Source organism: Celeribacter neptunius (assembly GCF_900113955.1).
GTDB lineage: Bacteria > Pseudomonadota > Alphaproteobacteria > Rhodobacterales > Rhodobacteraceae > Celeribacter > Celeribacter neptunius.
The window spans coordinates 314,994-337,277 of sequence record NZ_FORH01000005.1; the positions used below are offsets into that span (position 1 = coordinate 314,994).

Annotated in this window: 22 protein-coding genes; 5 read left to right on the top strand and 17 right to left on the bottom strand. The window is 60.8% G+C overall.

What is annotated here, in order from left to right; genetic code table 11:
* Positions 1–122: 122 nt before the first annotated feature.
* The 11 genes from BM151_RS21485 to BM151_RS14435 all read right to left on the bottom strand — a co-directional run bounded on the left by BM151_RS21485 (position 123) and on the right by BM151_RS14435 (position 10,546).
* Complete coding sequence (locus BM151_RS21485) at positions 123–1,073, bottom strand: hypothetical protein (protein ID WP_143093113.1); 951 nt, start codon at positions 1,071–1,073, stop codon at positions 123–125.
* Positions 1,074–2,258: a tyrosine-type recombinase/integrase gene (locus BM151_RS14390; RefSeq protein ID WP_090061419.1), complete on the bottom strand. Its 1,185-nt coding sequence runs from the start codon at positions 2,256–2,258 to the stop codon at positions 1,074–1,076.
* Between the two features lie 361 nt (positions 2,259–2,619).
* Positions 2,620–2,943 (bottom strand): 2Fe-2S iron-sulfur cluster-binding protein, encoded by a 324-nt coding sequence (locus BM151_RS14395; protein WP_090061420.1) that lies wholly within the window; start codon positions 2,941–2,943, stop codon positions 2,620–2,622.
* 32 nt (positions 2,944–2,975) lie between these two features.
* Positions 2,976–4,208 carry an NAD(P)/FAD-dependent oxidoreductase gene (locus tag BM151_RS14400; RefSeq protein WP_090061421.1) on the bottom strand — a complete coding sequence of 411 codons (1,233 nt, stop codon included), beginning with the start codon at positions 4,206–4,208 and terminating at the stop codon, positions 2,976–2,978.
* A gap of 65 nt (positions 4,209–4,273) precedes the next feature.
* The gene (gene cynS, locus BM151_RS14405) at positions 4,274–4,726 is read right to left on the bottom strand and encodes a cyanase (RefSeq protein ID WP_090061422.1); all 453 of its coding nucleotides are present in this window, start codon (positions 4,724–4,726) and stop codon (positions 4,274–4,276) included.
* Between the two features lie 46 nt (positions 4,727–4,772).
* The gene (locus BM151_RS14410; protein ID WP_090061423.1) at positions 4,773–5,630 is read right to left on the bottom strand and encodes a sulfurtransferase; all 858 of its coding nucleotides are present in this window, start codon (positions 5,628–5,630) and stop codon (positions 4,773–4,775) included.
* 90 nt (positions 5,631–5,720) lie between these two features.
* Positions 5,721–6,830: an acyl-CoA dehydrogenase family protein gene (locus BM151_RS14415; RefSeq protein WP_090061424.1), complete on the bottom strand. Its 1,110-nt coding sequence runs from the start codon at positions 6,828–6,830 to the stop codon at positions 5,721–5,723.
* Positions 6,831–6,920: 90 nt separating this feature from the next.
* The gene (locus tag BM151_RS14420; RefSeq protein ID WP_218151373.1) at positions 6,921–7,490 is read right to left on the bottom strand and encodes an OsmC family protein; all 570 of its coding nucleotides are present in this window, start codon (positions 7,488–7,490) and stop codon (positions 6,921–6,923) included.
* 48 nt (positions 7,491–7,538) lie between these two features.
* Positions 7,539–8,384, bottom strand: a complete 846-nt coding sequence (locus BM151_RS14425; RefSeq protein ID WP_090061425.1) for an ABC transporter permease — start codon at positions 8,382–8,384, stop codon at positions 7,539–7,541.
* Positions 8,381–9,673 carry an ABC transporter substrate-binding protein gene (locus tag BM151_RS14430; protein WP_090061426.1) on the bottom strand — a complete coding sequence of 431 codons (1,293 nt, stop codon included), beginning with the start codon at positions 9,671–9,673 and terminating at the stop codon, positions 8,381–8,383. Before BM151_RS14430 ends, BM151_RS14425 begins: the two co-directional genes overlap by 4 nt.
* 27 nt (positions 9,674–9,700) lie before the next feature.
* Positions 9,701–10,546, bottom strand: coding sequence for an ABC transporter ATP-binding protein (locus tag BM151_RS14435; protein WP_090061463.1), 846 nt, complete (start codon positions 10,544–10,546; stop codon positions 9,701–9,703).
* 482 nt (positions 10,547–11,028) lie between these two features.
* Between BM151_RS14435 and BM151_RS14440 the strand changes: the two genes are divergently transcribed.
* Positions 11,029–11,655, top strand: coding sequence for a TetR/AcrR family transcriptional regulator (locus BM151_RS14440; RefSeq protein WP_177213157.1), 627 nt, complete (start codon positions 11,029–11,031; stop codon positions 11,653–11,655).
* Positions 11,656–11,783: 128 nt separating this feature from the next.
* Here BM151_RS14440 and BM151_RS14445 read toward each other — a convergent pair whose 3' ends face one another.
* Both BM151_RS14445 and BM151_RS14450 read right to left on the bottom strand, forming a co-directional pair.
* Complete coding sequence (locus BM151_RS14445) at positions 11,784–12,008, bottom strand: hypothetical protein (protein ID WP_090061428.1); 225 nt, start codon at positions 12,006–12,008, stop codon at positions 11,784–11,786.
* A gap of 387 nt (positions 12,009–12,395) precedes the next feature.
* Positions 12,396–14,294, bottom strand: a complete 1,899-nt coding sequence (locus BM151_RS14450; protein WP_090061464.1) for an acyl-CoA synthetase — start codon at positions 14,292–14,294, stop codon at positions 12,396–12,398.
* A gap of 258 nt (positions 14,295–14,552) precedes the next feature.
* Between BM151_RS14450 and BM151_RS14455 the strand changes: the two genes are divergently transcribed.
* Positions 14,553–15,671, top strand: a complete 1,119-nt coding sequence (locus tag BM151_RS14455; protein ID WP_090061465.1) for a beta-ketoacyl-ACP synthase III — start codon at positions 14,553–14,555, stop codon at positions 15,669–15,671.
* Here the strand turns inward: BM151_RS14455 and BM151_RS14460 are convergent.
* The 3 genes from BM151_RS14460 to BM151_RS14470 all read right to left on the bottom strand — a co-directional run bounded on the left by BM151_RS14460 (position 15,635) and on the right by BM151_RS14470 (position 18,457).
* Complete coding sequence (locus BM151_RS14460) at positions 15,635–15,991, bottom strand: hypothetical protein (protein ID WP_177213158.1); 357 nt, start codon at positions 15,989–15,991, stop codon at positions 15,635–15,637. The genes BM151_RS14455 and BM151_RS14460 overlap by 37 nt on opposite strands.
* A 151-nt stretch (positions 15,992–16,142) precedes the next feature.
* The gene (lysM, locus tag BM151_RS14465; protein WP_090061430.1) at positions 16,143–16,565 is read right to left on the bottom strand and encodes a peptidoglycan-binding protein LysM; all 423 of its coding nucleotides are present in this window, start codon (positions 16,563–16,565) and stop codon (positions 16,143–16,145) included.
* A 107-nt stretch (positions 16,566–16,672) separates the two neighbouring features.
* Positions 16,673–18,457: an ABC transporter transmembrane domain-containing protein gene (locus tag BM151_RS14470; protein WP_090061431.1), complete on the bottom strand. Its 1,785-nt coding sequence runs from the start codon at positions 18,455–18,457 to the stop codon at positions 16,673–16,675.
* A 369-nt stretch (positions 18,458–18,826) separates the two neighbouring features.
* Here BM151_RS14470 and BM151_RS14475 point away from each other — a divergent pair, with 369 nt between their 5' ends.
* The 3 genes from BM151_RS14475 (at position 18,827) to BM151_RS14485 (ending at position 21,846) form a co-directional block, all read left to right on the top strand.
* A complete protein-coding gene (locus BM151_RS14475) occupies positions 18,827–19,834 on the top strand; it encodes an ABC transporter substrate-binding protein (RefSeq protein WP_090061432.1) in 1,008 nt (335 codons plus the stop codon).
* Positions 19,835–19,907: 73 nt separating this feature from the next.
* Positions 19,908–20,795, top strand: coding sequence for an ABC transporter permease (locus BM151_RS14480; RefSeq protein ID WP_090061433.1), 888 nt, complete (start codon positions 19,908–19,910; stop codon positions 20,793–20,795).
* Positions 20,788–21,846, top strand: coding sequence for a quaternary amine ABC transporter ATP-binding protein (locus tag BM151_RS14485; protein ID WP_090061434.1), 1,059 nt, complete (start codon positions 20,788–20,790; stop codon positions 21,844–21,846). The genes BM151_RS14480 and BM151_RS14485 overlap by 8 nt, the downstream gene beginning before the upstream one ends.
* On the opposite strand, the gene BM151_RS21675 is transcribed toward BM151_RS14485, so the two are convergent.
* Positions 21,837–22,284 (bottom strand): hypothetical protein (locus BM151_RS21675; protein WP_177213159.1); only part of this gene is annotated, 448 nt, incomplete at its 5' end. The two genes, BM151_RS14485 and BM151_RS21675, sit on opposite strands and share 10 nt — an antisense overlap.

The following is a 22,284-nucleotide window of genomic DNA, read 5'->3' on the forward strand; positions in this document are numbered from 1 at the left end:
TGGATTACCGAGAATGTCGCCGGGTTTCTAATGGCGCGTGGGAGACAAAAGTCATCAAATCTTGGAAAAAAATCTTTAATAACATTGCGCTAATAACTATGGGGTGGGTTTGGGCAACTTGCCTAGAAGGGTATTTCTCCCCCTTCGTCATAGGCGCTATCATCATCCTTTTTATATTCGGGATAGCCAAATTTATAGTTCTCTATGGGTTCGCGCTTTTCGTCTTTGGGTAGGTCCTCGTTAACTGCGGTAGGGTTAGCTCCACCTTTTAGATTCCAGTTTGCAATTTTGGCAACTTCATCGGCGGCGGTCGCAGAAACAATCTCCTTTTCATCCCCTAGCCCGTATTTTACGCCGTTGCTTTGTATCCATGTTGCAAGTGTTTGTTTCACACTTGCGTTTGCTGAGGCTGTAGTAACTGCCTCCCACGCCGCCACAGCGGTTGCCAATTTAGGCGCATAGCGCGGATGGTTTTTGTCCCGAAAGCCTTCGGATTTGCCTTGAGGGAAAAAGAACGGGGGATGAATGCCGCGCTCTGATAGCCAGTCTTTCAGGTCGTCCACGGCAATAAGTGTTTGCTCCCAGTTTGGTTCTTTATGGATATAGAAAAATCTATCCTGACGAATATCATCAACACTGAAATTTAAGCGTGTTTTGCCACCGTAATTTAGCGGGTGCCGTCCGTTGTCTGATGTTTCTTGCCGCGCAATTAAATATTCGTATGACAATTGTTCTTCATGGGGCATTTGGACGATTTCATATGGAACCCCATCGTAATCGGTATCTGTACCGTAACGAGTGCCTCGCATTGAGTGGCGCACATCTGCTCTCAGCTTGTTAGAGAGTATTGCAGCTCGAAGTGCCTTAAATACGGCCTCATAGCCAGCATAGTCTCGACGCTGTGACTGGCCTATGGCATCGCCATAATCGTCGTAGTCTGCCGATTTTTCTTCCGGGTTGTTGCCAGTAATCAATATGGCTGCGTCAATTACCGAAAGACTATCCGATAGTCTCCACAAGTCCTCTTGTGAAAGCCCTACGCCATAGCCCCATGTCCCCCACGAATCTGACAATTATCCAATCCTCACCACATTATCCGCCTTCGCGGTCAAATATCCCGCCCAACGCTCATGCAGCGCCCGGCGTTGTTCCAGAAAATCCGTGCGCTTGTAAGCGCGTTCAACAGCCCCGCCCACGGTATGCCCGATTGCGGTCTCCGCCACATCGTGCGGCGTGTTCGTGGATTCGGCAATCCAGTCGCGAAACGATGACCGGAACCCATGTGGGCGGTATTCCATGCCCAGCCGTTCCATGTGGCGGCTCATGGTCGCGCCCGAGATGACGCCCTTGCGCACACTCGGAAACAGGAACCCGTCGCGGGCGTGGCGCTTGGCTTGTTCAATCACGGCGAGGGCTTCACCAGATAGAGGGACCCGAAAAGGCTGAGTTGCCCCCACGCGGCCTTTGACGCGCTCGGCGGGGACGGTCCAAACATCACCCTCGATTTCATCCAGACGGGCAAAGCGGATCGCGGCAGAACGCAATCCGGTCAGAATGAGCAGCCGCAAGGCAAGGTGCGTTACGGTCCCGTCATTCAGGGATTTGTAAAAGGCAGGAACCTCCGGCCATGGCATCGCGGGAATGTTCTTTGTCTCATGGCGTTGTTTGCCGAGAAGGGCGCGGGCTTTCTCCGGGGCTTGCAGATCAACCTCAAGGCCCAGCGCGGCGGCATGTTTCAGGCACAGGCTTAGGCGGTTTAGGGCCTTCTTTGCCGTATGGGCCTTGTCGTGCCAGATCGGGGCCAGCGTGTCGCGAATATCAATCTGGTCAATCTCGGCCACGGGCATTTTGCCAAGGCGGGGAAGGACGTGGATTTCCAGAGGGCTAAACCAGCGGCCCGCCTTTCCATCGCCCTTGAGTTCGGCCTTGCGTGCCTCGAAGGCATCCAAGGCAATGTCATTGAGCAAGTGCATGTTGCGCTCTGCCTTGCGTCTGGCCTTTTCGCGTTCCTTGATTGGGTCCAGCCCGTCTTGCGCCATGGCGCGGGCGTCATCGGCTTTCTTGCGGGCATCGGCAAGGGATACGTCAGGAAAGGCCCCAAGGCCCATTTCGCGGCGCTTTCCATGCACAGTGACACGGAACACCCATTTCCCGCGCTCACGCTCTTGCTTGTAAAGCCACAGGCCCGCCCCATCGGCAAACTTACCCGCGCCTAGCGATGCGGCTCCCTTTGCGCTCAGTCGATTTCTGGTCCTCATATTCCGGTCCACCTTTGCGGCTCAATATCCCAGTCCCCGCTTTGGTCCCCCTACTAGATGTAGTATGGCGTGATTTCGGGTGATGGGGCTTGATTGGATATAAGGCTCTAAACACAAAGTATTCAAGAGGCTGCGATAATGTTTGATAGAGGCTGATTTCTATATATTGTGGCATTCAATGCCCTCCAGCAGCACCATTTTCACCCCAATACCCATGATGTCTGGCACAGCTCCTGCGTGGCTGTGTTTCTTCTGGCGCGTCGGCGCCGGCGTCCGGATGCACAGAAAGCCGCGCCGGCTGAGGCCGGCGCGTTGCTGAGAAGGGCTGACCGTTGCGGACCTTCGTTGCGGCCCTGGTCGTTTAGCCCTGTCGGGTGGGGACGGTAACGCGGATGCCGTCAAGCTCGGGGCTGAGCTTGATCTGGCAGGACAGGCGCGAGGTTGCCTCGTCGACCTCATCGGCGAAATCCAGCAGATCGGTCTCCATCTCGTCCTTTTCCGGCAATTTGCCGATCCAATCGCGATCGACATAGACATGGCAGGTCGAGCAGCTGCAGGCGCCGCCGCATTCCGCGAGAATGCCGGGCACATTGGCCAGACGCGCGGCCTCCATCAGCGAGAGCCCGTCGCGGGCGTCGGTTTCGATCGTGGTGCCGCCGGGCGCCGTGAAAATGGCTTTGATCATGGGGTGTCCTGAGGGATGGCTTGCAAAGGGTGTCAGGCCGCAGCGTCTTCGACGAGTGGCAGGGATTTGAGCGGCACCTGCGGGTCGGCGACGGCATCGGTTCTGGGCGATTTGCCGGCCTCGATGAGGCGTTTGCTCATCATATAGGCGCGCGGATCGTTCATCGCGTCGACCGCCAGAAGCCTGTCGCCGGCGAAATACCAATGGCTCTGGGTGCCGGGCTTTTCGCCGGGGCGGGTGATCACGCGATCATACCCGCTGTTGAGCCCGGCGATCTGCAGCTTGACGTCGAACTGATCCGACCAGAACCACGGCCTGGCCACATAGGGCGCGCCCTGACCGAGCATGCTGGCCGCCGTGGCCTCGGCCTGATCGATGGCGTTGGGCACGCTTTCGAGCCGGATGCGCGTGCCTTTCCACGGGAAAGAGGCGCAATCGCCGGCGGCAAAAATCAACGGACGCGAGCTCTGACCGAATGCGTCCACCTTGATGCCGTTGTCGATCTCGAGCCCGGCCATCTCGGCCAGCGCCGTAGCGGGGCGCACGCCGATGCCACAGATCACGAAATCCACCTCGAGCATGCTGCCGTCGCTGAGCCCAGCGCTGAACGTGGTCAGGTTGGGCCTGGTGAGGCTGTCGAGGCCACAGCCCTCGCGAATATCGACGCCATGTGCGCGATGCAGTGCGCGCACCCAGTCGGAGGTCTCCTCGGCGGCGACACGGGCGAGGATGCGCGGCGCCATCTCGACCAGCGTGACCTGCAAGCCTTTGGTGGCGGCCACGGCGGCGGCTTCGAGCCCGATATAGCCACCGCCCACGATCAGCACATGCCGGCCGGGAGTGAACTCATGCGCCATGGCATCGGCGTCCCGGAGGCTGCGCATCGTGTAAATACCAGGCGCGCCGCCGCCCATGGCAGGCGGCAGGCAGATCGGATCGGCGCCTGTGGTCAGCGCGATCTGATCGACCGAGATCTCCGGCCCGTTCTCCATGGCGAGCGTCATCGTGTCGGGAGCGATGCCGATGACCCGGGTGCCGGTCAGGAGCGTGATCTGATGCTCTTCGTAGAAGCTTTCCGGGCGCAGGAAGAGCCGGTCGAGCTGCATCTCGCCCGACATGTATTTTTTCGACAGCGGCGGGCGCTGATAGGGCGGTACGGGTTCCGACCCGATGAGCGTCAGCTGGCCATCGAAGCCCAGGGCGCGAAGCTTGGCGGCAAGCGCGGAGCCGGCCTGGCCGGCGCCGATCACGGCGATATGTGTCATGAGAACCTCATCAGGCGGTCTTGCAGATGGAATGAGGGCGCGAGAAGATCCCGCGCCCGTCCGGATCAGTACATTTTGTAGGGCAGGAACTTGCCGTCGAGCGTGACTTTCACCCGGTCGCCTTTCGGGTCCTTGCTGCGCTCGATATCCATGGTGAAATCGATCGCCGACATGATGCCGTCGCCGAATTCCTCTTCGATCAGCGCCTTGATGGTCGAGCCGAAGACATTGGTGATCTCGTAGAACCGATAGATCAGCGGATCGGTCGGGACCGCGGTCGGCAGCGAGCCACGATAGGGCGGGGTCATCAGGAGCGCGATTTCCTCTTCGGAAAATTCGAGATCCAAGGCACCGGAGGCGGCAGCGATCTGTTCCTTGGACAGCGAGAGCTGGCCCAGAAGCGCTGCGGTGGTCCATTCCTTGGACTGGCCGACGGCGGCGGCGACATCGACCCATTTCTTGCCGTGATAGGTCTTGTGCGCGACGATTTTCTCGGTGAGTTCTGCACGGGTGGTCATCTGTATTTCTCCGTATGTTCAGATGCTTGGTATGTGAGGGCTAGGCTCAGGCGCCGAATGGCAGGCCTTCTTCGATCGGCAGCGACATGTCGCGCGACCATTCGTTCCAGGAGCCGAAATAGATCGCGACATCCTTGATCCCGGCTTCCTTGAGCGCGAGGAAGGTGTTCGAGGCGCGCGCACCCTTGAAGCAGTAGAGCTTCACCGGCGTGTCCGGGGTGATCCCGACCGTGGCGCATTCGGCGAGCACTTCTTCCTTGGATTTCATCATCTTGCCATGGGCGGAGGGTTTCATCATCCGGTACCATTCGATCCAGACGGCGCCGGGGATGCGGCCCTTGCGCGGGCAGAAGTCGACGCCATAGGGCGAGGACGAAGTGGCGATCCATTCGTCGATGTCGCGCACGTCGAGGATCACGGCGGCGGGGTCCTCGATCGCGGCCTTCATGTCCTCGACATCCATCATGATCGCGCCCGCGGCCGCATCGATTTCGAAGCTGGCGGGTGTCGGGGCGACCGCAGCCGTGGAGACCGGGAAATCATCGGCGGCCCAAGCGGCATAGCCGCCGTGCAGCACTTTGACCTTCGGATAGCCCAGGAAGGACAAAAGGTAGAAGCCACGGCAGGACTGGCCGAAACCGCCGTCCATTGCGGCCTCGTAGATCACCGCGGTTTTTGCGCCGTCGAGACCGGCGGCACCGAATTCGGCGGCGAATTTTTCCTTCAGCGCCGCCATGCCGGAGGCATCCGACGTGGCGAGGAAGGTGAAGATGTCATGCATGTTCACCGCGCCCGGAATATGCCCGGCGGCAAAGCTTTCCGGATCGCGCGTGTCGATGATGACGGCCAGATCGGCCTCGGCGAGCGTTTTCAATTCAGTTGGCGTAATCAGCGCAGAGTCCATCACTCGGCTCCCTTTGTTGGTTCCGTTTCAAGTCATGTCGTCAGTTTTTGGTTATTGCGGGGGAGAGGCATCTCTCCCCCGAGGGGAAATTCAGCTTTCCATCTGGGCGATCAGCATCTTGAGATGCTTGGTCGCCGGGGTCACGATGCCGACGAAATAGGCCTCGCGCAGGCGGCGCTGGGCGGCGCCATGGGTGACATAGCCGCGCGCCCCCATATGGAGCTGGGCCCAATGGGCGGCCTCCATCGCCAGTTCGCCACCGGCGAGACGGGCCTTGAGCACGCGGATGTAGAAGTCGTCCGACAGATCGTAGGGCGTTTTGCAAAGCTCGAGCACCTCGCCGACCAGCGCGTCATATTCCGCTTCGAGATCGGAGGCCTGCTTGTCGAGATACTGGTTCACATGGCCCAGCGGCGCTTCGACCTGTTTGATCAGATCGATGCAATTCTTGATGATGCCAGCGGCCATGCCGCATTGCAGGATGGTGAAGCCGGGGCGGATGCGTTTGACGAAATCCATCGCCGGATCGCCGAGGATATATTCATCGGGGACGAAGACGTCACGGCATTGCACATTGCAGGTCGCGGTGCCGCCCATGGCGACGAATTCGTGGTCGAGCTTGAGCTTGATCCCCTCCCAGCCGGCGTGGAAAATCGCCATGACGCGTTTCGGGGTCTCTTCGCCTTCGACATCGACATGGAACATGGTGCCGAAATAGCCGTCGTCCACCAGGTTGGAGACCCAGGGCAGGAGGCCTTTGACGGTATAGCCGCCCTCGACCTTGGTGCCTTTGAGGCGCATCTTTTCGATCTCGCCCATGGCTTTCATCGGGTTCGACATGCCGGTGCCGCCGAGCGCGTCACCTTTCACGACCTTGGGCAGGATCTCGGTCTTTAGAAACTCATTGTCCGAGGAGGAAATATACCAGGCCAGCGTGTCCTGACACCAGACGCAGAAGCCGGTCGAAAGGCACTCCTCGGAGGTGCGGGCCATGGACAGCACGGCAGAGCTCAGATCGACATTGCCGTCGAGACCGCCGACATGGGTGCCATAAGCGCCCGCCTTGCCATATGCGCGCATGATGTCTTCTGCGTAGATCCGCTCGTCATCGATCTTGTTGACGATGGCGGCGAGGTCTTCGCGGGAAATTCGGTCGATTTCGTCGAAATCAAAACCTGTGAGCGACGTTGCGACGTTCATCTCATATCTCCTGAATTGGTGTGTGGGGGAAGGCGGGGCCGAAACCGTGCGCGTAGCAGTGCCGGCCCCGCCAAAAGGGAGTGTTTGGGCTTATTTGGTTTCTGCGACCATGTTCACCGGGCGCGAGAAGGTGTTGAACACCGGCGACCATTGGATGACATGCTGCACCAGCGCGTCGATCTCTTCTTTCGGGCAGTCGCCCTCCATGTCGACCACGATGCGCACATCGGTGAAGCCCACCGGTTTTTCGGACACGTCCCCCGTGCCCCAGACGGCGGTGATGTTCAGATCGCCTTCGAGCTCGAGCTCGAGCTTCTGAACTTTGATGCCACGGGCCACGGCATTGGCGTGCAGACCGACGGCGACGCAGGAGCCCAGAGCGGCCAGCGAGGCCTCCGACGGGTTTGGCGCGGTGTCGTCGCCCAGAAGCCCCGGCGGCTCGTCCACGATGTAGGGTTGCAGGTCACGGATGTAGTTGGCGTGACGGAACCGGCCTTCGGCAACGGTTTTGCATTTCAGCGTTTTGACGGCTTTCGGATCGGCCTTGCCGGAGGCGATGAGCGCCTCGAGCCCCTCTTTCGAGATCGGGTCCAGGCCGTCGGTGTCCGGCGCAAGGCAGCCGGTGAGGGCCGTTGCCGGGGCGGTTGCGGAGTCAGACATAAGAATTCCTTTCGTCTGGTGGGTTGAGAGGTTCGGGAGCGCAGGGCCTCAGTGCCCGTCTGAGCGCACCCAGTTGAATTTGCGGATGAGCTGGCCGGCGAGGGCGTCGAGGGCGAAACCGATCACCCCGATCACCACCACCGTGGCGGCCAGCCGGTCGTATTCGAGCGTGTCCCGCGCATCGTTGATCGCGTAGCCAAGCCCGGAGGTGACGCCGAGATATTCGGCAGGCACCAAGACCACCCAGGCCACCCCAAGAGCGAGGCGAATGCCCGAGAGGATGTCCACGGCGATGGCCGGCAGGATCACGGAGAACAGCATGTGCAGCGGGTTGGCGCCAAGGTTGCGCGCCACCTTGAGCCAGGCGGGATCGATCCGGCGCACGCCACCGGCGGTGGAGAACAGGATCGGCCAGATCGCCGCCATGGAGATCAGAAACACGATCGCCCCGTCCCAGCTGTCAAAGGCCATGACCGCGATCGGCATCCAGGACAGCGGCGAGATCATCCGCAGGAACTGGAACGGCACATTGGTGACCTCGTTGAGACGTTTCATCCGACCGATCATGATCCCCACCGGCACGCCGATGGCGATGGCATAGACCAGCCCCATGCCGACCCGGCCGAGCGACGGCCCGGACATGGCGATCACCTCGCCGTCACCGATCATCTGCCAGAGCCGCGAGAGTGTCGGCGCCGGGGCGAAATCGGCAAACGCATAGAGATCGTCGCTGTTTTGCACGACCCAGCCGCCGACCCACCATGCCGCCAGCAACAGGGCGATGCCGAGGCCCGCGTTCATCAGGCCGCGGAACCGGCCCAGATTTGGCAGGGAAAAGCTCATGCCCGACCCGCGGGTCGAAAGCTGGCCGGAAAACTGGGGTGCATCGCTCATAGTTTGAAGATCTCCTCACGGGTGTAGGGGTCACCGCCAGTGGCCACCGAGGGATCGGCCTTCCATTCGGGGTATTTCTCGAGTGCTGATTTGACGAAGTCGTAATCGACGAGGTCATTGGCCACGAATTCCGGGTCGAGCCCGTCGAGGAAGGTGGTCTCGCCCGAAACCACCGTTTCGTTCATCGCCTCGACGATGAGCTTGGTTGCCGACGGATAGGGCCAGGGCTGGAAATCGATCCGGCCGTTCTTGTATTCCGCCTGGTTCTTGATTGCGCCGGTCGCGATATACTCCGCGTCCTGCTCGTAGAGCGTCATGGCGCGTTTCACGACGGGCGCCGGGGCGGGCAGGTAGCCGGCACCATCCTTGGACAGGAGCTCCGCCACTTCTTCCTTGTTTTGCGAGGCATAGATCGAGGCGCGCACAACCGCGTTCATCACGCCCTGGGTCCACTCGGGTTTCGCCGCCGTGGTTTCCTCGTTCATGCACACGACGCAGCAGGGGTGGTTTTTCCAGATGTCGCCGGTGAAACGCAGCATCCGGGCGCCGGCCTTGAGTTCGCCAAGCGCATTGAACGGCTCGGCGACGATATAGGCGTCGATCTTCTTGGCGGCCAAGGCGGCGGGCATTTCCGGCGGCGGCAGAACCTGAAGGTTGCATTCATCGGCGGCGATCGGCTCGCCCTGCGGTTTGATCACGGCTTTGATGCCATTGGCGCGCAGCGCATATTGCAGCACGATGTTGTGCATCGAATACCAGAAGGGCACCGCCACCTGTTTGCCGCCGAGACCGGCGAAATTCTCGATATCGGTGTGACGTCCGACCACCAGCGCCGAGCCGTTGGTATGGGCCCAGGCCATGACCTTGACCGGGAAATTGTTGCTGTAGCGCATCCAGACCGGGATCGGTTTCAGGAAATGCACGAGGTTGAACTTGCCGGCGGCGAAGCCTTCGATCAGCGGCGACCAGCCGCGGATCAGGGTCGGTTTCTCGGCCTTGATGCCTTCTTCTTCGAAATAGCCCATGGCATGGGCGACCAGCAGCGGCGTGGCGTCGGTGATTGGCAGATAACCGATGCGCAACACATCGTCGTCCGCGGCCTGCGCCGCGCGCGGCAGGAGCGAGGGCAATCCGCCCAGCATTGCGGCCAGACCGCCCTTGGCGAGAAGATCGAGCGTCGAGCGGCGCCCGGCATCAAAGTCGGTTTCGCCGCCACAGCAAGCGCCATGAAGATTGGCGTGGAGGTCGTGATGGCCGTGGCCGCAGGTCTTCTTGTGAGTGTCAGTCATGGCAGGTCCCTGTTGGTTCTTGTTCTGTCAAAGCTGGGTGAAATCGTTTTCGACCGGCGCGTCGTCCTGATCGGCGACGCGGGAATAGATGCTCATCAACCGGGCGTGTTCCCGGCTGAAAGCCTCGCTGCCGCCGCTGCGGTCCTCGTCGGACAGGGGGATCTCGATATCCTCGGCGATCCGGCCCGGGTTGGCTTGCAGCACCAGCACCCGATCGGCCATACGCACGGCTTCGCCGACGTCATGAGAGACGATCACCAGCGTCAGGCCGAGATCCTTGGCGATCTTGCGTACGTCCTGCTGCAAGGCGCGGCGGGTAAAGGCGTCGAGCGCGGAAAACGGTTCGTCGAGCAGGAGCATCTCGGGCCGCGGCGCCAGCGAGCGGGCCAGAGCGACGCGTTGTTGCTGGCCGCCGGAAAGCTCCTGGGCATTGCGGGTGGCGAAAGCTGCGAGATCGACGAGTTCGAGTACCTCGGGCACGCGTTTGCCGATCTCATGGCTGCGGCGGGTGAATTTCAGCCCGAGGCCGGCATTCTGCGCCACGCTCATCCACGGGTAGAGCGACGGCGCCTGAAACATCATCACCCATTTCGGTGACGGATGTTCGATGACATTGCCATTGATCACCACCTCGCCCTCGGAGGGGTGGGTCAACCCGGCGAGCATATGCAGGAGCGTGGATTTGCCACAGCCCGAGCGGCCCAAAAGCGCGATAACCTCGCCTTGATGGATCTCGAAATCGATGTTTTCGAGCACGTGGCCATCGGCCTTGCGATAGGAATGGCTCAGCCCTTTCACCGCCACATGCGCCCCCGAGAGAACCCGCGGCGCAGCGCCGTTGTGAGGCGTCGGGGAAGGGGTCTGATCTTTCATTCTGGTCACGGACATCTCTTCTCGCTCCGGGTTGAAATTATCGAACTGTACAAACCGTTCTGTCTTATCGAGCGACATGGGGCGCGATCCGTCAATGGTCGGGCAATGGGCAAATGTCCAAAATGACAAAACTTATATTTGCGTCCAAATATTCAGCAAAATTTGAGGTAGACTGCCCGTATCCGGGCGAAAGGCGGTGAGATTTGCCGCGAATCCGGATTTTGGATGGGCCGCGGGCAGGCCTGAGCTGGGCCCTGTCGCCGAGAATCTGCATCTCGAAAACTATAGACAGAACGGTCTTGTTTTTTGGGTATATATATGTGACTCAGATTCTGAAGCCCGACGGGGAGGTCGATTCCTTTTGGAGAGGATAGATCCTGACCCGGTCGGACGTAGTGGTGTGAAGGCGCCCCGCAAGAACGGCGTGGGCGGCTCGGGCCAAGGTATTGATGACGTGAATGAGGACTGCGGGAGTGCAAGCAATGGAAGACAATGTGCAGGAGTTTTGCCCGCTGGACGGATCGGGCTGGAGCTTTGCCGCGATCCCGCCGAAGAATGCCCGCGACAAGATCATGTCGGCGGCCTCGCACCTGTTCTGCAATCACGGATTTGCGGCCACCGGCATCGATACGATCCTGACCCGGGCGGGCACGGCGAAAGCCACGCTCTATCATCACTTCAAATCGAAGGAAGAGCTGATCGCCGCGGTGCTCGAGGCGGAGGGCGAAACCTGGCGCGGCTGGTTCTTTGGTCGGCTTTCCGAGGTCAAGGGCCCGGCACGCAATCGTATCCTCGCGGTCTTCGATATTCTTGAGGACTGGTTTGCCGATCCCGGGTTTTACGGCTGTCCCTTCATCAATGCGGTGGCGGAATTCGACACCGGCAATGATGCAGTGCGCAAGGCTGCCGATCTGCACAAGCAGCATCTGCTGACCTGGCTGAAAGCCCAGGCGATGGAAATGAAGGCCCCGGATGTGACCGAGACCGCGCGCTCGATCGCGGTCTTGTTCGATGGCGCCATCGTCGCGGCGCAACATGCGCGCGATCCGAGCTTTGCCCGCACCGCCAAAGCCATGGCGGAATGTTATCTCGACCAGCAGAGGGGCTGATCCGGCGAAGCGCGCAGCTCACCTGGCGCAGTTCATCTGGTGCAACTCGTTTGGCGCAGCTTTCAGGCATGAAAAAGCCCCGCTGAGCGGGGCTTGGCGGTGTTTGATCTATTGGAGGGTGCAACGGCTCAGGCCGTCACATGGTCCTCGCGGGACATGTCGGAGCCGTTGGCCTCGGGTGGCGACGCCGGGCTGCGCAGGATGTAGATCGCGGCGGCGGACACAAGCAATGTGGCAGAGCCGACGGCGGGAAAGGTGATCAGCCCAAGCCAGACGGGCATGCCCAGAGCAATCCCGAAGGCCGTGGCCAGTGCGGCGGCGAGTGTAGAGATGAAAAGCAATCCGACAATCATGTCCCATCCTCTCAATTCCGGGGTTTCATTCCCTGAACCAACTGCATCCTAGGCCGCAGCGGCCAGACCAGCCATGATCCAACACAAGCGCGTTTATATGCGCATTTGATGCATCGGACGCGAAGCGGCTGTTTCCTTTGCTGGGCCCGAATTCAGGCACAAACGTGGCATTCGAAAGTTGCTGATCTGTTAAGAGAGTCGGCTTTTCTTTAAATCTTAATGACCCGGACGCTGGGGAAAGCCCGGAAAAGTCCGGGGAAGGCGCTGGGCAGGGCGCGCAGGCCGGAGCCTCACGACGTCTTCACAGGGGGTGTTCGCATGAAAAACCCCGCCGGAGTGGCGGGGTTTCAAAACGATTGGCAAGGGGATTGGCAAGGGTCCGGGGCGTTATTCGACCCATTCCCACGGGTTGGTGAAGCGGCCGAGCACATGGCCGATCTGCTCGGCCTCCGCCTTGGCGCGCGGGTCGACCCGGGCCACGAGACCACGCCTCTTGTCGTCGATGACTTCGAGCACACGCGCCGTGAGCCCCTCTTTCTCGAGCGCGGCGTTGTAGATGCGGGCGATCGCGCGTTTGCGCAGATCGGGTTTGAACACCTTGCCGACGGCGGTTTTCGGCAGCTCGTCCATGATCTCGACATGTTTCGGGATCGCGGCGCGCTCGTGGATATGCACCTTGGCATAGGCCATGAGATCTTCCGGGCTCACACTGGCGCCCTCAACCAGCTCGACATAGGCACAGGGGATCTCGCCCGCATGCGCATCCGGCTGGCCGATGGCGCCGACCATGGCGACGGCCTCGTGACCGGCCAGGGCCTCTTCGATCTCGGCGGGGTCGATATTGTGACCGCCGCGGATGATCAGGTCTTTCGCGCGCCCGGTGATCCAGAGATAGCCATCCTCGTCGATCCGGCCCAGATCACCGGTGCGCAGATAGATGTCGTGATGGAAGAGGTCGTGGTTCTTGTCCTGCTCCGTGTAGGTCGACCCTTCGAACACGCCGGGGCTGTCGATACAGATCTCACCGACCTCGTCGATGGCGCATTCCACCGGCCCGTCCTTGGTCGCGCGCAGGATTTTGACATCGGTATGCGGGAAGGGAATGCCGACCGAACCGATTTTCTTGATCCCGCCGACCGGGTTGACGGAGACCAGACAGGTGGCCTCGGTGAGCCCGTAGCCCTCGACGATCTCGACGCCGGCGGCGGACTCGAAGCGCTTGTAAAGCTCGACGGGCAGCGGCGCGGAGCCGGAAAATGCCATGCGGACGGAGGAGATATCGGCATCCACCTTGCGCTGCATGAGGACCGAAACGGCGGTCGGCACGGTGATGATGAAAGAGATCTTCCAGCGCTCGCAGAGCTTCCAGAAATTGTCGAACACGCCCTCGCCGCGATAGCCCGCGGGTGTCGGATAGACGCCATGCGCACCGGAGGCCAATTGGCTCATCACGATCACCTGACAGGCAAAGACGTGAAACAGCGGCAGCGGGCACATGATAGTGTCCTCTTCGGAGAAGAGCAGACGCGCGCCGAGCCAGCCGTTATAGATCATGCCGGAATATTTGTGCTGTGCCACTTTCGGCATGCCGGTGGTGCCGCCGGTGTGGAAATAGGCGGCGACCCGGTCGCCCTTGCTGTCTTCGAAGGTCAGCCGGTCCGACGGGTATTTCGCCAGCTCCGTGTTGAAATCCAGAAGATCGGCGTGATGCGCCACAGCGGTGGGGTTTTTCGGCCGGATGAACGGCACGATCCATTTCTTGGGCGGTGTCAGGTAGCGCAGCAGATCGACCTCGAGCACCGTGTTGACATTGGGCGCGTGGCGCACCGCCTCGGCGACCTTTTGCGCCACATCGGTTTTCGGGAAGCTTTTCAGCGTCACCACGACTTTCGCATTGGTCTCGCGCAGGATGGCGGCGATCTGTTCGGGTTCCAGAAGCGGGTTGATCGGGTTGACGATCCCCGCGACCATGCCGCCGAGAAAGGCCAGCACCGTCTCGTTGGCATTGGGCATGATATAGGCGACCACGTCTGTCTCATGGATGCCCAGAGCGCGGAACATATTCGCCGCCTGGGTGGTCATCTCATGGGTCTGCCGCCAGGTCAGCGTCTCCGCCTTGTCCTTGGGGCCCGAGGTGATCTGATAGGAAAAGGCCGGACGGTCCGGATAGGACTGCGCGGTCTGCGTCAGCCGGGCATAGATCGTACCGGGGAGGTCGCGGTCCTCCCACGGCATTTCCGCGTCAATCCTGTTGCGCGCCTCGAGCGAGCTGAAATCGGATGCCATGTCTTCCTCCCAATCCATGTCGAAGGACCGGTTGGGCCCGGCCTCCTCGCGTCCTCGGCGGTCATGATGCGGCCAAAGCCAGACCCGCGCAAGGTCATGCGGGGGGCGCGCAACGTAGCGTCACGGGACAATTTTCCCGCTTCGACGCCACGTCAGCACCTGTGCCCGCGCTTCGCGGGCTGTGGACCTGCGCCTGGGACCGGATTAGGTTGCCTCCACCTCTGCCGCAAGTGCGGATGCAAGAAAAGGATGGGTGAGATGAAGAATGTCGTAATCAGTGGCACCGGTGTATTCACCCCGCCTTACTCGATTTCCAATGATGAGCTGGTGGCGTCCTTCAACGCCTATGTCGATCTGTATAACGCGGAGCATGCCGCCGAGATCGAGGCCGGGACGGTGGCGCCCAAGGCGCATTCCTCCTCGGAGTTCATTTTTGCCGCCTCCGGCATCGAGCGCCGCTATGTGATGGAAAAGGATGGCATTCTCGACCCGACCCGTATGTGCCCGCACTACGCGCCGCGCGCCGATGATGAGCCGTCGATGATGGCCGAGATCGGCGTGAAAGCGGCGCAAGAGGCGCTGGCCATGGCCGATGTCGACGCCGCCGATGTCGATCTCATCCTTTGCGCCGCTTCCAATATGGAGCGCGCCTATCCGGCGATGGCGGTGGAGATTCAGGATCTTCTGGGGGCAGGGGGCTTTGCCTTCGACATGAATGTCGCCTGTTCCTCGGCCACTTTCGGCATCCAGACCGCGACGGACATGATCCGCGCCGGTTCGATCAAACGCGCGCTGGTCTTGTGCCCGGAGATCACCTCAGGCCATCTCGAATGGCGCGACCGCGATTGTCATTTCATTTTCGGCGACGTGGCAACCGCGGTTCTGCTCGAGGCGAAAGACATTGCACAAAACCCGCAATTCGAGGTGCTCTCGACCCGCTGCGCCACGCAATTCTCCAACAATATCCGCAACAACAACGGTTTCCTGCGTCGCGCCCATGACCAGATGGACGACCGCCGCGACATGCAATTCATGCAGAACGGCCGCAAGGTGTTCAAAGAGGTGCTGCCGCTGGTCGCGAAACATATCGCCGGACATATGGAAGAGGAGGGACAGGACCCGACCGCGCTCAAGCGTCTCTGGCTGCATCAGGCCAACAAGTCGATGAACGATTATATCGGCAAGAAGGTCTTGGGTCGCGAACCAAAACCGGAAGAACAGCCGAATATTCTTCAGGATTACGCCAATACCTCGTCGGCCGGGTCGATCATCGCCTTTGCCCAGCATGGCGAGGGGCTCGCGCCAGGCGATCTGGGGCTGATCTGTTCTTTCGGCGCCGGTTACTCGGTCGGCTCTGTTGTGCTGGAAAAGCTCTGATCCGGATCTGAGGCGGGGGAGGGCATCGCCCTCCTTACGCCTTCCGGCGCCTTGAGCTCATAGCCCGCGGCCCAAAGCTCGCAGATGAACAGCGCCGCATCCTGAAAACAATGTTCGGAGAGTTCGCGCAGATCTTCCTCGTGCCAGGTGCTCATGTCGCTGGCGACCGTGGTCAGGGCGAAGACCGCTTCGAGCGGGTCCGGCGCATCCGGTCCGGCCATCACATCGCGCAGCACATCGACAGGCGCTTGACGGTCGACAAGCAGCCGCTCGACGATCCGTTCTTCCAATTCGGTCTGTTTCTTCTCGTTCGCACCCACGTATCGCGGCCCGATTCCCATTTCGCTCTTGCAAAAGATTAGCCGCTTGCCGGGGGGAGCTCCATCGGCAACGCATCACAGGGCCGCATTTGAGCGAAAAAGGGCGCCCCATCGCCGGGGCGCCCTCTTGTTCTGGATGTTTCAGCGCGTCTCAGTTCTGCGGGATGCGCAGCATCTGGCCCGGGTAGATCTTGTCCGGATGCGACAGCATCGGCTTGTTGGCCTCGAAAATCTCGTTGTAGCGGTTGCCGTCGCCGAGCGCGTCCTTGGCGATGGCCCAGAGCGTGTCGCCCTTCTTGACCTCGTGGAACACCGGATCGTTGCCCTCGAGCGTGTCCTCAACGGAGGCGATGCCTTCGACATTGCCGGCGGCCATGATGATTTTCTCTTTCACTTCCTGCGAGGCCACGGTGCCACCCAGCACCACCTTGTCGCCCTCCACGGCGACTTCGACGCCTTCGGCCTCGAGCCCCAGGGCCTTGATCTCGGCCAGAAGGTCATCGGCATTCGGTTCCTCGGCCTTTTTGCCGAAGACCTTTTTACCCGCGTCTTTCACAAAGCTGAACAGCCCCATCCCGTGTCTCCTTATGTAACGGTCTCGTTTCACCTGTCATAACAGCGGGACGTGACGGAAATGAAAAGGGGAAAAGCTGTGCCCCCCGCCCCCTTGCCGCGGCCGTCTCAGGTATTGCTGAACTGCAGGCGTGCCAGGCGGGCATAGAGCCCGTCCTGGGCGACCAGCTCGTCATGGCTGCCGGTGGCGACGATCTGGCCGTCTTCGAAGACCAGAATGCGGTCGGCCTTTTTCACCGTGGCGAGCCGGTGCGCGACGATCAGCGTGGTACGGGTGCGGGCCATGTCCTCGACCGCCTTTTGCACCGCCAGTTCGGATTCGGAATCGAGCGCCGAGGTGGCTTCGTCCAGAAGCAGGATCGGCGCATCGCGCAGGATCGCGCGGGCGATGGCGACGCGTTGCTTCTGGCCACCCGAGAGCATGATGCCTCGCTCCCCGACATAGGAGTCGTAACCTTCGGGCAGTTTGGTGAGGAACTCATCGGCCGCGGCGGCCTTGGCGGCGGCAATCACCTCCTCCATCGAGGCCTCGGGACGGCCGAAGCGGATATTGTCGGCGGCGGAGGCGGCGAAGATCACCGGGTCCTGTGGCACCAGCGCCAGATGACGCCGGAAATCGCCGCGCGCCATCTCGGAAATCGCCATGCCATCGACCGAAATCATACCTTCCTGCGGATCGTAGAACCGTTGCAACAGCTGGATGATGGTGGATTTTCCGGCGCCCGAGGGTCCAACAAGCGCCACGGTCTCGCCCGGCTGCACCTCGAAAGACACGCCATCGAGCGCCGGCACCGAGGGCCGCGACGGGTAGAAGAAGCGCACATTGTCGAACCGGATCGCGCCTCTGGCCGGTTCCGGGAAGGGTTTCGGATTGGCGGGGTCCTTGACCGGGTCTTCGGCACGCAGAAGCTCGACCAGACGTTCGGTGGCGCCGGCGGCACGTTGCAATTCGCCCCAGATTTCCGACAGCGCGCCGGCAGCGCCGGCCACCATGATGGCGTAGATCACGAATTGCACCAGCTCGCCGATGGTCATGACCTCGGTGCGCACATCGCGGGCACCGATCCACAACACGCCGACCACGCCGGAGAAAATCAGCGCGATCACGATCACCGTCATCGCCGCGCGGGTCTTGATCCGTGTGTGGGCGGAGACAAAGCTCTTCTCGGTGACCGCGTCGAATTGTTCGGCCTGTTGCGCCTCGCCGGTAAAGGCCTGAACGGTCTGCGCCGACAAGAGCGCCTCGGAGGCAGAGCCCGAGGATGAGGCGATCCATTCCTGGTTTTCGCGCGACAGTTTGCGCAGGCGTCGCCCGAGCGTGATGATCGGGACAATGACCACCGGCACGATCAACAGCACCAGCCCGGTGAGCTTGGCCGAGGTGAAAAGCATCAGGGCCAGCCCGCCGATCATGATCAGCGCATTGCGCAGCGCGACCGAGATCGAGGAGCCGATCACCGAGAGAATGAGTGTGGTGTCGGTGGTGATCCTTGAGAGTACTTCGCCGGTCATGATGCGTTCGTAAAAGGCTGGCGACATGCGGATCATTCGGTCGAACACGGATTTGCGGATATCGGCGACGACGCGTTCGCCCAGACGGGTGACGAGGTAATAGCGCATGCCGGTGCCCAGGGCCAAGGCCGCCGCGATCATCAGGGCGGCACCGAAATACTTGTCGAGAAGCACGACGCCTGCGCCCTGAAACCCGTCGACCACGCGGCGCACCGCGAGCGGCAGGATCAGCGAGATACAGGCGGTGACCACCAGCGCGACGAAGGCCGCGAGCATCAGGCGTTTATAGGGACGGATGAAGGGCCAGAGCTCTCTGAGCGCGCCGATGCGTTTCGATTTCTCGCGCTCGGCGGCGTCCTGAAGGGTGCGGTCAGCGGCCATGGTCCGTCCTTATATAGATGTCATGTCTTGAAGCTGAGATGACAGATAGTCGGACGGGCTCGCGCGCGCAACTGTTGGCACATCTTCGGGTGACGTGGGGTAAGTTCGGTGTGGGGTGGTTCTTCGTCGCGCTTGGCAGGAACTTCCTTGCATCGCGGGAGGCAATATGATGGGTTATGGCCACGCTCCGCCGGATCGTGCCTCAGCCTGTGTTTTCACATGTGTAAGAGCGCACTGAGGCGCCCTTCGAGGGCGGCGAACGGCAAGCGCGGAGAAATCGCCCAATTCGGGGTGGTGACCGGTCAGCGAGAGGTCGCACAGAGACCTTGACCGGCAGACACACACACGAAGTAAGCGGGAGTCCCCCTTATGAACACTACGAAACTATTTGCGGCCAGCGTTCTGGTGCTCGGAGGCGCGGCCGGAAGCGCCTTTGCCGAGGACTGCGGCAGCGTCAAGATTGCCGAGATGAACTGGGCCTCGGCCTCGCTGCTCGCGAATGTCGATGCGATCATCCTGGAAGAAGGCTACGGCTGTGATGTGGATATCATCACCGGCGACACCACACCGACCTTTACCTCGATGAACGAAAAGGGCGAACCGGATCTGGCGCCCGAGCTCTGGATCAACGCGGTGCGTGAGCCGCTGTTCAAGGCGATGGACGAGGGCCGTCTGGTCTCCGCCATCGATGGTCCGATCACCGGGCTTGGCGAAGGCTGGTGGGTGACGAAGAAATTCAAGGAAGACCACCCGGAGATCGATACGGTCGAGAAGATGCTCGCCCATCCGGAGCTGGTCCCCTATGTCGAGGACGAAAGCAAGGGCGCCTTCATGGGCTGTCCGGCGGGTTGGGGTTGCCAGCTGGTGAACGCCAATATGTTCCGCGCCTTCGAGATGGAAGAAAAAGGCTGGACGCTGGTCGACCCGGGCTCTGCCGCCGGTCTCGACGGCTCGATTGCCAAGGCCGTAGACCGCGATGAGCCGTGGTTCGGCTACTATTGGTCCCCGACTGCGATCATCGGCAAATACGACCTGCAGATGCTGCCGTTCGAAGCCGAATGGGGCGGGGCCGACAACTGGGACGGTTGCATGGTGAAATCGGTGGACGAATGCGCCGATCCGCAGCCGTCGAGCTGGACCAAATCCGAGGTGCATTCCATTGTCACCGCAGATTTCGCCAAGAACAACGCCGTGACCATGGGCTATCTCGAAAAGCGGGTCTTCCCGGGTGACGCGATGAACGCCATGCTGGTTTACATGAATGAAAACCAGGCCACCGGCGAAGATGCGGCCTATGAGTTCCTCGCCACGCGTGAGGACATCTGGGGCGCCTGGGTGCCGGCCGATGTCGCGGAAAAAGTGAAAGACGCTCTGTAAGGGTGGCCTTGAGCATCATGAAAAGGGGGCTGCGCCTATGGCGTGGCCCTCATTATAGCACAAGGACATCTTTATGGACTGGCTGATAGACTTTCCGTCGATGGGTCGCCGAGACCTGTCGGAATTCCGCCAAATGATCGATGAAGGGTTTCGTGCCTTCTCGCGGGCCTTTGGCGACGAACTTGAAGCGTTCTTCCAACCGCTTCTCAAATTTCTCATCTGGTTTGAACATCTCTTGACCAATGCGCCCTGGCCGCTGGTCGTCGGGGCGGTGGCGCTTCTGGCCTGGCTGGGCGCGCGCAGCTGGAAAATCACCCTGGGCACGATCCTGGCCTTTCTGGCCATCGGCTATCTCGGCATGTGGGAAGACACGATGGCGACGCTCGCCATGATCTCGGTCGCCACGGCGCTCTGTATCACGGTGGGCATTCCGATCGGCATCCTGATGGCGCGGTCGAATATCGCGCAGAGGATCGTCACCCCGATCCTTGATGTGATGCAGACCATCCCGTCATTCGTCTATCTGATCCCGGTGGTGATGCTTCTTGGCATCGGCAAGGTGCCGGGGCTGCTGGCCGTGTGCATCTATGCGCTGCCGCCGATCGTGCGCCTGACCAACCTCGGCATTCGTCTCGTGGACAAGGATGTGATGGAGGCCGCTGATGCCTTTGGCGCCAGCCCGCGCGAAAAGCTCTTCGGGGTTCAGATCCCGCTGGCGCTGCCGAATATCTTCGCCGGGGTGAACCAGACGATCATGATGGCGCTCTCCATGGTGGTGATTGCCTCGATGATCGGCGTCAAGGGGCTCGGCACGCCGGTGTTGCGCGCCATTTCCAACCAATATCTGGCGCTGGGCCTGATGAACGGTCTGGCGATTGTCGCGCTCGCGATCATCTTCGACCGGGTCAGCCAGACCTACGGCAAACGCCTGCAAGCCTATCGGGAGAGCGGACATGACTGAGATAAATCCTGACGTCAAAGTCTCGATCCGCGATCTGTACAAGATTTTCGGCGATGACCCGGGCAAGGCGCTGGGCCATGTCCGAGACGGCATGTCGAAACCCGATCTGATGGATCAGCACGGCCATGCGCTGGGCCTCAACAACATCAACCTGGATATCCCGGCCAAGGGAATTCAGGTGATCATGGGCCTGTCGGGCTCGGGCAAGTCGACGCTCATTCGCCATTTGAACCGCCTGATCGAACCCACCTCGGGTGAGATCTGGATCGATGGCGAGGATGTGCTGGCGATGGATGCCACGAAACTGCGCGATCTGCGCCGCTTCAAGATGTCCATGGTGTTCCAGAAATTCGGCCTCTTGCCGCATCGCACGGTGCTGGAGAACGCCATGTACGGTCTGGAGATCCAGGGCGTCGCCGCCAGGGAGGCCGACGAGCGGGCCCGCAAATGGCTCGACCGGGTCGGTCTTGCAGGTTTCGAGGATCAATATCCCTCGCAGCTCTCGGGCGGTCAGCAGCAACGCGTGGGCCTGGCCCGGGCGCTGGCGACGGACGCGGATATCCTCTTGATGGACGAAGCCTTCTCGGCGCTTGATCCGCTCATTCGCACGGATATGCAGTCGATCCTGCTCGAGTTGCAGGAAGAGCTGCACAAGACCATCATCTTCATCACCCACGATCTCGATGAGGCGCTCAATATCGCCGATTCCATCGCGATCCTGCGCGATGGCGAGATCATCCAGTCCGGCGATCCGCAGGATATCCTGATGAAGCCGGCCGATGCCTACATCACCGACTTCATCAAGGACATCAACCGCGCCAAGGTGGTGCGTCTGCGCTCGATTGCCCGCAAGGGCGCGACGGGCGAGGGGGCACCGCTCAGGGGCGGCATGTCGATCGAAGAAGCGCTGCCGCATCTGACCAAGGCGCCAGATCACACCTGTCCGGTGATCTCGGCCAAGGGCGAGGCTTTGGGGGCGGTGTCTCTGGATGATGCGATCGAAGCGCTGAAGCCGATTGAGAGCGAAGGCGAAGACGTGCGCTACGCCTGACCGCCGGCGCTCTCTTGGCTGAGCGCCAATGTGATGAGGCCGAAGCGATGAGGCTGATGCGATAAGTGGCAAAGGGCGGGGGAGACCCCGCCCTTTGCTATTTCCGGCGGGTCCCCGCCAAGATGCGCCAAGCCCTGCATGTCGCTGCGCGTTGTCTTTGCCTTGTCTGGCTGTGGCTTTTCTGGCTGTTGCGCTGTCTTTTTGGGATATTTTTGATCTTCGCGGGGGTTCTTTTTGGCGATTTGTCTGTCTTGGGGTGCGGAATCGCGATTTCGAGTCGGGTTTTGGCGCGGTGATTCACGCTCTTTCCCTGCGATTTTGGAATTTTTGTCGGTGTTTGCGCAGAAAGTTTTGTCGTGAATGCCCATAAAATAAGGGGTTTTGGAAAAAACTTTGGTGGTCTGGTATGTTTTTTGAAAAAACCGCTTGCGGGTCTGT

Excerpts from the sequence above, each read along its gene's own strand:
- BM151_RS14390 (WP_090061419.1), bottom strand. The coding sequence starts at position 2,258 with ATGAGGACCAGAAATCGACTGAGCGCAAAGGGAGCCGCATCGCTAGGC.
- BM151_RS14395 (WP_090061420.1), bottom strand. The coding sequence starts at position 2,943 with ATGATCAAAGCCATTTTCACGGCGCCCGGCGGCACCACGATCGAAACC.
- BM151_RS14400 (WP_090061421.1), bottom strand. The coding sequence starts at position 4,208 with ATGACACATATCGCCGTGATCGGCGCCGGCCAGGCCGGCTCCGCGCTT.
- cynS (WP_090061422.1), bottom strand. The coding sequence starts at position 4,726 with ATGACCACCCGTGCAGAACTCACCGAGAAAATCGTCGCGCACAAGACC.
- BM151_RS14410 (WP_090061423.1), bottom strand. The coding sequence starts at position 5,630 with ATGGACTCTGCGCTGATTACGCCAACTGAATTGAAAACGCTCGCCGAG.
- BM151_RS14415 (WP_090061424.1), bottom strand. The coding sequence starts at position 6,830 with ATGAACGTCGCAACGTCGCTCACAGGTTTTGATTTCGACGAAATCGAC.
- BM151_RS14420 (WP_218151373.1), bottom strand. The coding sequence starts at position 7,490 with ATGTCTGACTCCGCAACCGCCCCGGCAACGGCCCTCACCGGCTGCCTT.
- BM151_RS14425 (WP_090061425.1), bottom strand. The coding sequence starts at position 8,384 with ATGAGCGATGCACCCCAGTTTTCCGGCCAGCTTTCGACCCGCGGGTCG.
- BM151_RS14430 (WP_090061426.1), bottom strand. The coding sequence starts at position 9,673 with ATGACTGACACTCACAAGAAGACCTGCGGCCACGGCCATCACGACCTC.
- BM151_RS14435 (WP_090061463.1), bottom strand. The coding sequence starts at position 10,546 with ATGAAAGATCAGACCCCTTCCCCGACGCCTCACAACGGCGCTGCGCCG.
- BM151_RS14440 (WP_177213157.1), top strand. The coding sequence starts at position 11,029 with ATGGAAGACAATGTGCAGGAGTTTTGCCCGCTGGACGGATCGGGCTGG.
- BM151_RS14445 (WP_090061428.1), bottom strand. The coding sequence starts at position 12,008 with ATGATTGTCGGATTGCTTTTCATCTCTACACTCGCCGCCGCACTGGCC.
- BM151_RS14450 (WP_090061464.1), bottom strand. The coding sequence starts at position 14,294 with ATGGCATCCGATTTCAGCTCGCTCGAGGCGCGCAACAGGATTGACGCG.
- BM151_RS14455 (WP_090061465.1), top strand. The coding sequence starts at position 14,553 with ATGAAGAATGTCGTAATCAGTGGCACCGGTGTATTCACCCCGCCTTAC.
- lysM (WP_090061430.1), bottom strand. The coding sequence starts at position 16,565 with ATGGGGCTGTTCAGCTTTGTGAAAGACGCGGGTAAAAAGGTCTTCGGC.
- BM151_RS14470 (WP_090061431.1), bottom strand. The coding sequence starts at position 18,457 with ATGGCCGCTGACCGCACCCTTCAGGACGCCGCCGAGCGCGAGAAATCG.
- BM151_RS14475 (WP_090061432.1), top strand. The coding sequence starts at position 18,827 with ATGAACACTACGAAACTATTTGCGGCCAGCGTTCTGGTGCTCGGAGGC.
- BM151_RS14480 (WP_090061433.1), top strand. The coding sequence starts at position 19,908 with ATGGACTGGCTGATAGACTTTCCGTCGATGGGTCGCCGAGACCTGTCG.
- BM151_RS14485 (WP_090061434.1), top strand. The coding sequence starts at position 20,788 with ATGACTGAGATAAATCCTGACGTCAAAGTCTCGATCCGCGATCTGTAC.